Raw genomic sequence first — 13,915 nt, 5'->3', positions numbered from 1 at the left:
CACTGCCCAAAAGGCAGCGGAGACACCTAATCAGGACATCTTTGTATCACAATCGATTTTCGGGCGCACCATCGTAAGCCGCCACGAAGGGATGATCGAGACTGGTCGTGTGGCTCTTGTCCCAGCCGCCGGGGGCACCCCAGCCGGTCACGCCGTCGGCAAAGAAATCGCGGTTGACGTCGCGCAGGAACAGCCGCTCCGCCGGCATTTCCTCGTCCCACAGGATGGCGTCGACGGGACAGACCGAGAGACAGAGGCCACAATTGATGCACTCGTCCGGATGGATGTAAAACATACGTCCACCCTCATAGATGCAATCGACCGGACAGGCGACAGTGCAGGCGCCATCCTTCGTATCGATGCAGGGCTCGGTGATTACGTAAGCCATAACGCTCGCCTCGCAGCGCTCTCAAGGGCGCTTTCGACGAACTATGACAAATGGGAGCGTTCTGAAGAAGCGCCGATTTTCGGCCTTCTGATTGCCGAAATGGCAACGCTCACGAGGGAGAAAATCTGTTGGAATACACCCACCGGAAATGAGATAGGCTTGAGGCATTTGAGCCGCACGCATTTACACAATGCGGCTCAAGCCGAACTGTCGTTAGAGCAGCTTTTCCAGCGTGATCGGCAGGTCGCGAACACGCTTGCCGGTGGCATGGAACACGGCATTGGCGATGGCAGGCGCGACACCAACGATGCCGACTTCCCCGACGCCCTTGCCTCCGAGCGCCGAAGCATTATGGTCCGGAACGCCGACGGAGATCACCTGGATATCCGGAATGTCGGAATTCGTCGGCACGAGGTAATCGCCGACATTGTTGTTGATGGTGCGTCCGTTACGCTGATCGACCAACCCCTCTTCCAGAAGCGCCTGGCCGATGCCCATGATGATGCCGCCCCGCCACTGGCTTTCCACCAGCCTCGGATTATAGAGCCGGCCGCAATCAAAGGCGGAAACTATGCGCGAGACGCGCACCGTGCCGAAGTCCTCGTCGACTCGCACTTCGGCAAAATGGGCGCACCAGCTATGCATGGAATAATCGCCCATGGTCGGTCCCTGAACCCTGGCCATGGTGGTCCACGCCTGAAGCTGCTCCTGTGCGTTCGCACCGTCAGGCAGGGTGTTGCGCCGGACTTCGATCTCCTCGCGCTTCAGCGCGGACATCAGTTCGGCGAGCGTCAGCGATGGTGCCTCGCCACGCGGGGCTGCGATGCGCCCTTCGGCAAAATTCAGCGTATTTGCACCCGTATCGCGGAAGGGCGAATTGGCATCGCTGAGGGCAAGGCCGATGAGTTCGTCGCGGGCCGCGACCGCCGCCTTATGGACGGCCCCCATGATCGAGCCTGCCAGCATGGAACCGCCGGCGATCGCCGAACCCGGTAGGCGTGAATCGCCGAGATAGACCTCGACCTGATCGACCGGAATGCCGAAGACCTCCGCAGCGCTTTGGGCAAGGATCGTGTAGGTGCCCTGCCCCATATCGATGGCGCCGCTGACGACCTCGACCCGACCGTTTGCGAGAATGCGGATCATCGCTTCACTCGGTGCGCGGATGACCGGGAAGGTGCCGCAGCCAATGCCCCAGCCGATCAGAGTCTTGCCGTCGCGCATAGAGCGCGGCGCGTGGCTGCGCCGCGACCAGCCGAAGGCTTCCGCGCCTTCCGTCAGCGCCTCGCGTAGCCTGCGCGTCGACCAGGGCTTGCCGGATTGATAGTCGTGATCGGCATAGTTCTTCAGCCTTATCTCGAGCGGATCCATGCCGAGCTTGTAGGCCAACTCCTCGATCGCACATTCGATGCCGTAGGCACTCGGGTTCTTGCCCGGACCACGCAAGGCGCCCGGCGTGACGCTATTGACCGGCACGACACGATGCTGCGAGGAGAAATTCTCGACCTTGTAGAGGATCGACGTTGCCGCCCCCGTCTGCTCCGGCCAGTCGGCATCGACCGAGGTTTCGCTGGCACCGTGATGGACGATCGCCTGCAGGATACCGTCTTCCGTCGCGCCAAGCGCGATCTTCTGCCTGGTCGCGGCGCGCCCGCCATAGCTCGTGAAATTCTGCGGGCGGGTGACCGCTAGTTTCACCGGCCGGCCTAGCTTTCTGGCAGCCGCAACGGCGACCGCGCCATAGGCAAGCGGCACCCCCTTCGATCCGAAACCGCCGCCGATGAAGGGCGAAATGATCCGGACATTCTCATAGGGCATGTCGAACCATTCAGAATACATGCGCGCCATGCCATGGGACCATTGGCTTGGCTCCCAGATCGTCAGCTGGTCGCCATCCCATTTCGCCGTCAGACCATGCGGCTCCATCGCCACGTGATATTCGCGCGGTGTCGAATATTCCGCTTCGATCCTAACCGGGGAAGCAGCAAGTGCTGCCTCGGCATCACCCCAGGCAATCGAGAGGGGCTCCATGAGCTTGCCCTCGCCGGCATTCGGATCGTTGAGATCGGCGACGTGCTGGCTCTCTTCGTAAGTGACGCGCACCAGCCTGGCGGCCTCCGTCGCCAGTTCGCGGCTCTCCGCAACGACAGCGGCAATCGACTGTCCGTTGAAACCCACATCACGCGGCAGCGGATAGTAGGGTCCGTCGGCGGGCTTATTGCCGCCCCAATCAGCCGAAAGCTTGAGACCGAGATCATCTTCCGGCGTCAGCACCAGCAGCACGCCCGGCATCGCAAGTGCTGCCGAAGCATCCACCTCGACAACGCGGCCAGCCGGAATCGTACTCTGGATGAGCACGGCATAAGCGAGGTTTTCGACCGGATATTCCAGCGCATACGTCGCCGTACCCGTTACCTTCATACTGCCTTCGAAGCGCGACTGACGACCGCCGACGGTGCCGTCGGACGCATCGCCGTGCTTGCGGGGTTCCATCATGGTCATGCGAGACCTCCCATCTTCTGAATGGCGCGGACGATGACGCGCGGCGCAAGTTCGATCTTATAATGGTTGCCGCCATGATCGGCGGCACCCTCCATGGCGAGCCGGCTGGCCTTCTCCAAAGCCTCCGGAGTGAGAGCCTTGCCGATGAGTGCCTGCTCGACTGCCCGTGCCCGCCAGGGCTTGGTGGCAACCCCGCCGATTGCCACGCGGACATCACGCACCGTTCTCCCGTCGGCTTCAAGCTCCAGGCCGACTGCGGCACTCGCGGCAGCAAATTCATAGGACTGCCGATCACGGACCTTGAGGTAGGTGGAGTTCCGGGCAGCGGGGGAGGCAGGAATGGTGATAGCGGTGATGATCTCGCCGCGCTGCAGGACGGTTTCCTTGTTCGGCGTGTCGCCGGGAACGAGGAAGAAATCGTCGATGTCGACTTTACGGCTATCCGTCTCGACCACGGCGTCAAATGCGACCAGAGCAACCGCCAGATCACCGGGATAGGAGGCGATGCAGGCCTCGCTGGTTCCGAGCACGGCGTGATTGCGCGTGACGCCGCCGATCGCCGAACAGCCGGAGCCGGGATTGCGCTTGTTGCAGGCGGGAAAGGCGCCGGGATCGCGGAAATAGGAACAGCGCGTCCGCTGCAGGAGGTTGCCGCCGACTGTCGCCATGTTACGAAGCTGGGCGGAGGCGGCCAGAGACAAGGATTCGGAAACAGCCGGGAAGGCCGCGAGGATATCCTTGTGGTCAGCGACTTCGCTCATTCTGGCAAGCGCGCCGATCGTTGCACCATCGGCGGTTACGGTGATGCCGCTCATACCGGAAAGATGGGTAATGTCTATGACGGTATCGGGCTCGCCGACACCGCATTTGGCAAGATCGAGCAGCGTCGTTCCGCCGGCAAGCAGCATGGCGCCGGCCTGCTGCGCCGCCTGGGCGGCTTCTGCTGTCGATGTGGCCCGCAGATAGGAGAAGTTTCGCATCATGCCACCTCCGCGGCCTGACGCACCGCCGCGACGATGCTGTTATAGGCCCCGCACCGACAGAGATTGCCGGACATATATTCGCGGATTTCCGCATCCGAGCCGGCATGTCCCTCGCGGATGCAGGCAACCGCCGACATGATCTGGCCCGGCGTGCAATAGCCGCACTGGAAAGCGTCCTGCTCGATAAATGCGGCCTGCACCGGATGCAGATCGCCGCTCTCGCCGCTCAGTCCCTCGATCGTCGTGATCTCGCGGCCTTCGGCCTGCGCGGCCAGCGTCAGACAGGATAGCACGCGCTTACCGTCGACATGGCAGGTACAGGCGCCGCACTGTCCCTGATCGCAGCCCTTCTTGGTGCCGGTGAGGGAAAGCTGCTCGCGCAGCGCATCGAGAAGCGTCACACGCGGCTCGATATCGAGCTCGTGGCGCTGCCCGTTAATGTCGAGCGCGATATGGATGGTTCGTGTCATGATAAGCTCCTGCCATCGTCACGAAGAAGAGACCTGCGGAATCTAGTGGAATCTATCCGTCGGTCTACCGGTTGCTATGGTTTCTGTTGGAAAGATGGGCCGATGGAATTCTGACGTCATGATCGGCTCTCATCTGAATTGGGAAGCGGAGGACGCAACAAATAAACGGAGGCGCCTCCGTTTAAATTAATGCCTGGCTTGTTTTCGTCAAGCCCCGACATTCGGGCGAATCTAGCTTTGAAACGATCGAGATAGAGGATGGGCAGGAGGCGGATCGAAAGAGCCTCTGCTATTTGTCCTCGGTCCCTTCTTGCGAGCCGGCGGGGTGAAGGGATCGATCAATGCCCGCTCCCCATCCATCAAATCACTTGAAAAATGAAGCGTACCTAAGTTATGCTCAAATCGAGCAATAGTAGCCGAGGCCATCGGACCCTCATTTTGATTCAGCACCAAAATGATCACAACCTCCTGTCATCGCTCAACTATTTTTAAATCTGACCGTCAGTGACAGGCTCGACCTCTTGTGAATTCACTTAAGGAGGATTTTCATGATCCATGAAATGCGCATCTATACCTGCCTACCCGGCAAGCTGCCAGCGCTCCAGGAGCGTTTTGAAACGGCGACACTGGCGATCTGGGATCGGATCGGAATCCGCCCCATCGGTTTCTGGACGACGATGATCGGACCGTCCAGCAATGACCTCATCTATTTACTTGAATGGCAATCACTAGAGGAACGCCAGCGGAAATGGGCGGAGTTCGTAACCGATCCGGTCTGGAAGGAAGCTTTGGCAAAGAGCGAGGCTTCAGGCCCGATCATCGCCAATATCGCCAGTTCGATCCTGCAGCCGACTGCATTCTTTCGCCCTTTTATCTCCGTCGAGGCCGATGGCTGAAGACGGACAGCAGATTGATGCGCCAGGCATAAAAGCCGGGACATGCCCGGCTTTCAAAATCTTTTCGGCAGGCGTGCTTGCCGCTTCCTGTCAGCCGTTCTGGTCGCCGCTATTGTCGGCAGCCGGCTCCTGTTCTTTCTCCTTCAGCACGTCCGTCAGCTTGTTGACGCCTTCGAAACCGGCGACGGCGGCGGCGGCCTTCGTCAGGAAACCGGCATTCGGGTCGACAGCCTCGACGGCCTCGTCGGCAGCCACGGCACCTGCAACTTCTTCAATCAGCTTTCCGATACCCATTTCAAGCTCCTGATCGTTTTTTTGTCTGCCGCAAAGTTGCGGCAATCGAGCGTTGCGAACGCCTCGCAGCCGATGTTTGGAAAGTCACCGCAAGCGACCTTTTCCTCCCTGGGGCGAGACATGGTTTTCCCCGGCTCCTGCCATTTAGGCAACTAAACTGAAAGCGGCCTTAGCCCAAGATGAAGCGAAGCTGATGCTGCGCAATCTCTGCGGCACGCGCCTGCCCACATTTGTCACTTGCCGCCGTCAAGCCGTCACATCAGCCTAATAGGCCTGTGCTAAGCTTCCAGAATTTCGGACAATACCAAACCGTTTGAACCTAGGAAATTTCCCGCCATGACATTCTCGTATCGCGTCACGGCTCTTGCCGCATCCTTCCTCCCCCTCCTTTTCGCGCCGGCCTTCGCCGACTCCGACGTGCTCTGGAAGATCGTTCATGACAAGTGCGTCGTACAAACTGCACCCTGCCTTTCGGTGAATACGGCCGAACACTACGCGATGCTGAAGGATCTGCGGGGCGTTGCGCAAGTTCTGCTGATTCCGACCGACAAGATTACCGGCATGGAGAGCGCGGCGCTCCTCGATCCTGCAACGCATAACTTCTTTGCCGATGCCTGGGCCGAGCGGGCCGATGTCGATGTTCGATTGCCGCATGCGCTCCCGCGTGACGGCCTCAGCCTGGCTATTAACGCACAGCAAGCGCGCTCACAGAACCAGCTGCATATCCACATCGATTGCCTGAGCGCTGATGCACGGGCAGTCCTCAAGGCCGATGCCGACAAAATTGGTGCCGACTGGGCACCTCTTCCCGATACCATCGCCGGCCACAGGTTCACGGCGGTCCGGGTCAAGGGCGAGACTTTGGGCGACTTCAATCCATTCCTGGCGCTTGCCAAGACATTGAAGGACCCGGCAAAGGAAATGGGCGATCACAATCTCGTGGTGGTCGGCGCCAACTTCGCCGACGGCCCCGGCTTCATCGTCCTGACGGATGTCGCCGCACCGGGCATGGGCGGCGAGGACGTGCAGGACCATAGCTGCGCGATTACGCATTAGAATCAGCATATTATCGCTTGGCGCGAAAGCTGCATCGATCACTTCTTCGATGCAGCCGCCCCTTTGCGCGAACGAAAAAGGCCTGGAAACCGGATTTATGAATCTGGTTTCTAACGTCTATCACGTTTCACATACTAATCTTTTTGATGCGGCCGGTTCAGTGTTATAGTCCGGGTTGTGAGCCTGAGCTATACGTCATCCGTTCGTTGAGCATCCAGATCATCGAACAGCACCGGCATTGAAGGTTCGCGATCGAAAGCCTCAGGAGGCGCCTCATGAATCTTCAAATCAATAGCCAATCCTACCAAGTCGATTCGGAGGGAGATACACCGCTCCTCTGGATCATCCGTGATGAGTTGGGCATGACCGGCACCAAATATGGTTGCGGGCTGGCACAATGCGGCGCCTGTTCGGTCCTTGTCGACGGCGAAGTGGTGCGCTCGTGCGTGACGCCGCTCGACAGCGTCGCCGGTCGACAGGTCACGACGATCGAGGCGATCGAAGCCGACCCGGTTGGAAAGCGTGTTGTCGCCGCCTGGGTCAAGCATCAGGTTCCGCAATGTGGTTACTGTCAATCGGGGCAGGTCGTCGCCGCGACCGCGCTCCTCAAACAAACGCCAAACCCTTCCGATGACGAAATCGCCGCGGCGATGATCAATCTCTGTCGATGCGGGACTTACAATGCGATCAAGGCGGCGGTCAAAGACCTCTCCTCCAAGGAAGGAGAGACGCTATGACCGAAACCAGCCGCAATCTCGTTCCGGAGGATGAATTCCCTACCGGATCTCCGGTCAACATCTCACGCCGGCACTTTCTCCTCACTTCTGCCGGTGCGGCAGCCGGGGCATTCGTGCTTGGCTTCGGCGTTCCTGTCGGCCGGGCACGGGCACAGCAGGCGGCAAGCGCTATGCCTCCAGGCACTCGCGTTCCGGCATTCCTCGAAATCCGCCCGGATAGCACCATCCGCTTCATGAGCCCCTTCGTCGAGGGCGGGCAAGGCGTCTTCACTGCGATGGCACAGATCGTCGGCGAAGAACTCGATGCCGATCCGAAGACCTTCATTGTCGAAAATGCGCCGACAGGCAGCGACTATCTTGTCGTGCACGGCAAGATGCGCATCACCGGCGGCAGCATGTCGGTGCGCACCAGCTATGAGACCATGCGCAGGCTCGGCGCGCTCGCCCGCAACATGCTCCTGCAAGCAGCCGCCAAGCGCCTGGATGCGCCGATTACCGAACTGACGACGGAACCCGGCCGCGTGATCCATGCCGCATCGGGCCGCAGCCTCGCCTATGGCGACGTTGCGAGCGAAGCACTGGATCTGCCGGTTCCTGCCCCTGAGAACGTCGCGCTTCGGGACCCAAGCAAATTCCGATGGATCGGCAAACCGGTCGAACGGCTCGATATGCATGACAAGTCAACGGGCAAGGCAATCTACGCGATCGATTGCAAGGTTGACGGCATGTTGCATGCCGCCGTCCAGCACGCTCCCCGCCTCGGCCTGACGGTCGGCAAGATCCGCAACGAAGACCAGGTGAAGGCGATGCCGGGTGTTCATTCCGTCCATAGTCTGTCCGGCGCTGTTGCTGTCGTCGCTGAACGCTGGTGGAATGCCAAGCGGGCAGCAGAAGCCGCTCAAGTCGATTGGCGCGAACCCGGCTCGGACGCCGATCCTGCGCTCCGCTATATGCCCGCCGATTTTTCGACAACAGCTTTCAACGACAAGCTCGCCAACGAACCGGGCAATGGCAAGGAGGCGGAGAATGTCGGCGATATCGCCAAAGCGTTCGACGGCGCCAAGACCGTCATTTCCGCCACCTACAGGAGCCAGTATCTGCATCATGCGCAGCTGGAGCCGCCATCGACCCTAGCCCGCTTCAACCCGGATGGCAGTCTCGAAATCTGGATGCCCAACCAGGCGCCCGAGCAATTCCAGGCGGATATCGCCAAGCTGACCGGCCTCGACCCATCGAAAGTGACGCTCCACAGCCCCATTCTGGGCGGCTTCTTCGGACGGCACTTCCTGTATCCGTCCGCCAATCCCTATCCGCAGGCCATCCAGCTTGCAAAAGAGGTAGGGCGGCCAGTCAAACTGATCTGGAGCCGCGAGGAGGAATTTCTGCGCGATCCGATGCGCCCGATGGCGGCAGTGCGCTTCCGCGGCGCACTCGATGCCAACGGTATGCCAGTGGCGCTCGAGGCCATCAGCGCTTGCGAGGGACCGACGGAGGGCGTTTACGGTCACAAGGAGGATTCGCTGGATCCGACGGCCCTGGAGGGCCTGGCCGGCAAATCCTATGCAATCCCGAACTACCGCATCGCACAGATCTACGTCAAAAACCCCACGACACTCGCCTATTGGCGCTCTGTCGGGAATTCCATGAACGACTTCTTCTACGAGACCTTCCTCGACGAACTGGCCGACAAGGGTGGGCAGGACCCCTACGAGCTGCGCCTCAAGCTGCTGCAAAAGAACGAGCGGCTGAGCAATCTCCTGAAAGCGGCCGGCGATCTCTCAGGCGGCTGGAAGCGGGGTCCCTTCACGGCGGAGGATGGCTCGAAGCGGGCGCGTGGCGTTGCCATGGCCTCTCCCTTCGGCAGCCATACGGCGACAATCGCCGAGGTCTCCATCCGCAACGGCCAGGTCGTCGTCCATGATGTCTGGGAAGCGATCGATCCCGGCAGCATCGTCAATCCGGCGATCATCGAAGCACAGATCAATTCGGCGACTGCGCTCGGAATGTCACAGGTTCTGATGGAGGAGGCCGTTTACAAGAACGGCGAGCCGGTGGCGCGCAACTACGACCTCTATCCGATCCTGCCGCCGGATCGCATGGCGCGCGTTCACGTCCGCATCGTCGAAAGCGGGGCAGAGATGGGCGGCATCGGCGAGCCGGGCCTGCCAGCCGTCCCTCCGGCGGTCGCCAATGCGGTTTCCACGCTGACGGGCAAGCGGATACGCAGTATGCCCCTCTCCAACTACACCTTTGAAAGCTGAGACGCAGCACTCGCTGCGCCAGGCAAAGTTCCGGCTCTCGGCACATTTTCGGTCCGAGAGCCGGCTTGGTTGGCTCCCCTTAGAGCCGGACGATCTTGTCCGGCTCTAGAACTAAAGTGGAGCATGATGTCGTCCGAAAACCGATCACACTTTTCGACATCATGCTCCAGCCGCATACGAAATCCCGAAGCAAAGACATGAGGGCACACTCTTGAAGAAACTTCTTCTGGTTCTTCTCCTGATTATCGTGCTTGTGGCCGGCGGTATTGCGTGGTTCGTCACGCGCACGCCGGCTTCGCCCTTCGATAGTGTCGCCGCGACACAGGCGCCCTCGGAGGACCTGCTGCAGCACGGCGAATATGTTGCGCGCCTCGGCGATTGCGTCGCCTGCCACAGCACGCCGAAGAGCGCTCCCTTCGCCGGCGGGCTGGAAATGGGGACGCCGCTCGGCTCCATCTTCACGACCAACATCACCCCGGATAAGGAAACCGGGATCGGCAACTATACGCTCGCAGATTTCGACCGCGCCGTCCGCCAGGGTGTTGCGCGGGACGGGCATCGCCTCTATCCGGCCATGCCCTACCCTTCCTATGTGAAGATGAGCGACGACGACATTCGAGCGCTCTATGCCTATTTCATGAATAGGGTCGCGCCGGTCCAGCAGGCGGACAGACCCTCCGACATCAAATGGCCGATGAACATGCGCTGGCCTCTGGCACTCTGGAACGCCGTTTTCACCGAAGGCGGCACCTATCAGCCGAAAACGGCCGGCGACGACCAGTGGAACCGTGGCGCCTATCTCGTTCAGGGGCCGGGACACTGCGGCAGCTGCCATACACCGCGCGCCATTACGATGGCAGAAAAGGCGCTGGATGAGAGCAGTCCGCTCTATCTTTCCGGCGCTCTTCTCGACGGCTGGTATGCGCCAAGCCTGCGCGGCGATCCCAATACCGGCCTTGGCCGCTGGAGCGAGGAGGATATCTATGCCTTCCTCAAGAGCGGCAGGAACGGTCACGCCGTCGTCTTCGGCTCCATGGCGGATGCCTTCAACAATTCGACACAGTTCATGAGTGATGACGACCTGAAGGCAATAAGCCATTACCTGAAATCCCTGCCCGGCGATCCCGCCCGCGACGGCACGCCCTGGCAATACGACGAAGGCACCGCCCAGAACGTATCGCTTTCCAACCGTGAGCAGATACCGGGCGCCCAGACTTTCGTTGCAAAATGCAGCTTCTGTCACGGCGTCGACGGACGCGGAAAGCAGCAATGGATCCCACCGCTCGCCGGCTCTGCCGCTTCGCTTGCGAAGGAAAACGCATCGCAGATCAATGTGACGCTGAACGGTTCCAGCCGCGTCGTGGCGAACGGAATTCCGGATGCCTATCGCATGCCGCCGTTCCGCCAGCAGCTTTCGGACCAGCAGATTGCCGATGTCCTGACATTCGTGCGCTCTTCGTGGGGAAATCACGGCGGAGCGGTTGCAGCAAACGATGTGAAGGCCCTACGCGAGCATACGGATCCGGCAAGCAGCAGCCCGATCATATTGCAGATGCGGTAGCGCCTGGTTGCCCGTTGACCGTTGCCGTGCCGCTACTCGTGACTTCCGGCATTGTCTCCCCATAAGCCGCAGGGCTATTGCACATGGGGCGGATGAGCACTGAAAATTCCCTCTCCCCGGCGGGGAGAAGGGACGCCGCAACGACTTCAGTTCATGCGGTTGCCCTACCATAAGCCGGGTCGAGCATCTAAAGCATGTCGCGCAAAAGTGTGTAGCGGTTTTGCGAGAACGACATGCGCAAAATCAAGGAACTAAAGCACAGAAAGCGAATCTGAAAGATCGCGACGTGCTTTAGTGTTCCTGCCCGGCAAGCTTGAGAGCTTGCGCCCGCTTTCTTCTCCGGCTTACCCGCGACGAGGGCGTCTTGACCTGCCCTTCCTGGGGCAGGGAAATGATGGCCTTCAGACCGGGATTGTTGGGCTGAAGCAGGATATCGCCGCCATGCTGCCGTGCCACTGCCCTTGCAATCGACAGGCCGAGTCCGACGCCGCCCGTGCCCCGGTTTCTCGAAGCTTCCAGACGGAAGAAGGGCGCGAATACCTTTTCCTTCATATCCTCAGGTATGCCCGGGCCATTGTCTTCGACAACGATATCGATGGTGCTGGCGGAATGGTGAATATGGACCCTGGCATGGCCGCCGTAGCGCGCCGCATTTTCCGCAAGATTGCGGACGGCGCGGCGCAAGCCATCGGGCCGGCAGCGATAAGTCGTCTTTGGCCCCTCGATATATTCCACCGGCAGGCCAAGATCGGCAAGATCGTCGCAAATGCTGCCAACCAGCGCCTCCAGTTCGATGGCCCGCGTTTCCTCGGCCGTGGATTCGCCGCGTGCGAAGGAAATGGCGGCTTCCGTCATGCTTTGAAGCTCATCGATGGTCGCCAGCATCTTCTGCTGTACGTCCGGATCCTTGACGAACTCGGCCCTCAACCGCAGCGATGTCAGCGGCGTCCTGAGATCGTGGCCGATCGCGGCCAGCATCCTCGTTCGATCATCGACAAAGCGATGCAGACGCTCCTGCATGCGGTTGAATGCTTCGGCGGTACGCTTGATGTCGTCAGGTCCTTGCTCCGGCAACGGCGGCAGATTTTCGCCGCGCCCCAAGGCTTCCGCCGAAACGGCAAGCCGTCTCAGCGGGCGTGCGATGCGGCTGGCGATGAATACTCCGATGAGCGACAGGATGAGCGCGGTGGTCGCAAGTGAGGTGAGCGATTTCATATCCCACCAGCGGTCGCCGACATTCTTATAGAACGCCGTATTCAGCCACATGCCATCATTGAGCTTGACGGCAAGGCCATATCCATTGCGATCCCCGAAATAAACGAACTTTGCCGGCTGCGGCAGGCTCCAGAGAACGGGCGGTGGGGTAGCCCAGTCCTCGCCGGCGTTCGCCGTCATTACCCCCTTCGACATCAGATGATCGACATCCGGGCTCGAGCGCATGCCCCACTTCGCTCCAAGGTCGATAAAATTCTCGATCGGCCGTGCAAGTTCATTTGCCGCACGCGAGCGCCATGCGCCGGCATCCGTCGGCTCAATCTGCGAAAGCCAGAAACGGGAATAGCTGGTCTCGCTTGCGAGCAGCGCCTGTTCACGCAACGGCTTGGGCATGGATTCCATCAAGCGCGTGACGGAGGCGCACCGGCTGAAGAATTCGCTTTTCATGGCGGCATGCAGCGCCTTGGTGCGCTCGTCCCAGGAAATCGAAAACGTCAGGCACTGCGAGACGACAAGGGCAAGCAGGGTAAAGCCGATGAACTGGGCAGCAAGGCTCCTCCTCCACCAGTAGATCATTCGAACCCCACATCCGCCGAGAGGCTGTAGCCGCCGCCCCAATGCGTCTTGATGACCGAAGGATTCTTCGGATCCGGCTCGATCTTCTTGCGCAAGCGGCTCACCTGGTTGTCGATGCTTCTGTCGAAGATGTCGGCCGTCCTGCCAACCGTCAGATCGAGAAGCTGCTCGCGGCTGAGCACCATGCCCGGACGTTCGAGGAAGACCTTCAGAAGCCGGAATTCGGCGGTGCTGAGCGGGATGCCGACACCGTCGTCGCCCGAAAGCTCCTGCCGCCCCATATTGACGCGCCATTGAGCGACGCGGATAACCCTGGCCTTTTTCAGCGTTTCCCGCTGCTGCTGCGGCACACCATTGGCCCGACGCAGGACAGCCCGGATGCGTGCCAGCAATTCGCGCGGATTGAATGGCTTCACCAGATAATCGTCAGCCCCCAGTTCAAGGCCGATGATGCGGTCGGTATCCTCACTCATGGCGGTCAGAAAGATGATGGGGGTATCCGTCGTCGCCCTGAGATGACGGCAGACGGAGAGACCATCTTCGCCCGGCATCATGACGTCCAGAACGATCAGATCCACCGCACCGCGCTCGAGGATCCGTCTCAGGGCGAGCCCGCTATCGGCGACGCTGACCTTATAGCCTTGCTGCTCGAGATATTGGCCGACAAGGTCCCTTATGTCCGAATGATCATCGACGACGGCGATGTGCGCAGCTTTTTGCATGACGGTTTCCACGATCTCAAGTCATTCTACAGAAGGCCGCTCCGAGCCGCATCGAAAAAAGTGTATCAAAGTTTCACATAGACCGGAGGGTTGCGCCGCAAGCGGCACGCCCCACTTGAAAACCTTGCGACAGCCGGTGCAAGCCGTATCGAGAGGATACGGATTTCATCGAACCTGTCCTCGAAATCCAATCGATATGTTGCGCGAAGAGGTCCCCTGCAGCTGACAAACTATAAGGTTGTTGTCACATGGAT

The 13,915-nt window shown here is 60.2% G+C and carries 12 protein-coding genes; 5 read left to right on the top strand and 7 right to left on the bottom strand.

Annotated elements, in window-relative coordinates; genetic code table 11:
• Positions 1-46: 46 nt before the first annotated feature.
• The 4 genes from fdxA to GDN47_RS09360 form a co-directional block, all read right to left on the bottom strand.
• Positions 47-388 carry a ferredoxin gene (gene fdxA, locus GDN47_RS09375; RefSeq protein WP_152093135.1) on the bottom strand — a complete coding sequence of 114 codons (342 nt, stop codon included), beginning with the start codon at positions 386-388 and terminating at the stop codon, positions 47-49.
• A 213-nt stretch (positions 389-601) separates the two neighbouring features.
• On the bottom strand, positions 602-2,890 hold the full coding sequence (locus GDN47_RS09370; RefSeq protein WP_152093134.1) for a xanthine dehydrogenase family protein molybdopterin-binding subunit: 2,289 nt from the start codon (positions 2,888-2,890) through the stop codon (positions 602-604).
• Positions 2,887-3,870 carry an FAD binding domain-containing protein gene (locus GDN47_RS09365; RefSeq protein ID WP_113329809.1) on the bottom strand — a complete coding sequence of 328 codons (984 nt, stop codon included), beginning with the start codon at positions 3,868-3,870 and terminating at the stop codon, positions 2,887-2,889. Before GDN47_RS09365 ends, GDN47_RS09370 begins: the two co-directional genes overlap by 4 nt.
• Positions 3,870-4,343 (bottom strand): (2Fe-2S)-binding protein, encoded by a 474-nt coding sequence (locus tag GDN47_RS09360; RefSeq protein WP_113329552.1) that lies wholly within the window; start codon positions 4,341-4,343, stop codon positions 3,870-3,872. Before GDN47_RS09360 ends, GDN47_RS09365 begins: the two co-directional genes overlap by 1 nt.
• A gap of 548 nt (positions 4,344-4,891) precedes the next feature.
• On the opposite strand from GDN47_RS09360, the gene GDN47_RS09355 reads away from it, so the two are divergent.
• A complete protein-coding gene (locus GDN47_RS09355; protein ID WP_152093133.1) occupies positions 4,892-5,239 on the top strand; it encodes an NIPSNAP family protein in 348 nt (115 codons plus the stop codon).
• A gap of 90 nt (positions 5,240-5,329) precedes the next feature.
• Here GDN47_RS09355 and GDN47_RS09350 read toward each other — a convergent pair whose 3' ends face one another.
• Entirely contained in the window at positions 5,330-5,533 is a 204-nt protein-coding gene (locus GDN47_RS09350; RefSeq protein WP_092707204.1) for a hypothetical protein, read from the bottom strand.
• Positions 5,534-5,869: 336 nt separating this feature from the next.
• On the opposite strand from GDN47_RS09350, the gene GDN47_RS09345 reads away from it, so the two are divergent.
• From GDN47_RS09345 to GDN47_RS09330, 4 genes are all read left to right on the top strand, one after another.
• Positions 5,870-6,589, top strand: coding sequence for a CDP-diacylglycerol diphosphatase (locus GDN47_RS09345; protein WP_113329550.1), 720 nt, complete (start codon positions 5,870-5,872; stop codon positions 6,587-6,589).
• Positions 6,590-6,864: 275 nt separating this feature from the next.
• Positions 6,865-7,326 carry a (2Fe-2S)-binding protein gene (locus GDN47_RS09340; protein ID WP_113350675.1) on the top strand — a complete coding sequence of 154 codons (462 nt, stop codon included), beginning with the start codon at positions 6,865-6,867 and terminating at the stop codon, positions 7,324-7,326.
• A complete protein-coding gene (locus GDN47_RS09335) occupies positions 7,323-9,587 on the top strand; it encodes a xanthine dehydrogenase family protein molybdopterin-binding subunit (protein WP_152093132.1) in 2,265 nt (754 codons plus the stop codon). The genes GDN47_RS09340 and GDN47_RS09335 overlap by 4 nt, the downstream gene beginning before the upstream one ends.
• Positions 9,588-9,798: 211 nt before the next feature.
• Positions 9,799-11,148, top strand: a complete 1,350-nt coding sequence (locus GDN47_RS09330) for a c-type cytochrome (protein ID WP_152093131.1) — start codon at positions 9,799-9,801, stop codon at positions 11,146-11,148.
• Between the two features lie 291 nt (positions 11,149-11,439).
• Here GDN47_RS09330 and GDN47_RS09325 read toward each other — a convergent pair whose 3' ends face one another.
• The gene (locus tag GDN47_RS09325) at positions 11,440-12,939 is read right to left on the bottom strand and encodes a sensor histidine kinase (RefSeq protein WP_152093130.1); all 1,500 of its coding nucleotides are present in this window, start codon (positions 12,937-12,939) and stop codon (positions 11,440-11,442) included.
• Positions 12,936-13,661: a response regulator gene (locus GDN47_RS09320; protein ID WP_113329545.1), complete on the bottom strand. Its 726-nt coding sequence runs from the start codon at positions 13,659-13,661 to the stop codon at positions 12,936-12,938. The genes GDN47_RS09325 and GDN47_RS09320 overlap by 4 nt, the downstream gene beginning before the upstream one ends.
• Between the last annotated feature and the right edge of the window lie 254 nt (positions 13,662-13,915).

It is taken from the genome of Martinezella dioscoreae (assembly GCF_009176305.1).
GTDB classification, from domain to species: domain Bacteria; phylum Pseudomonadota; class Alphaproteobacteria; order Rhizobiales; family Rhizobiaceae; genus Rhizobium; species Rhizobium dioscoreae.
The sequence above is the reverse complement of the archived record's forward strand: the minus strand, read 5'-3'. Positions and strand labels throughout refer to the sequence as shown.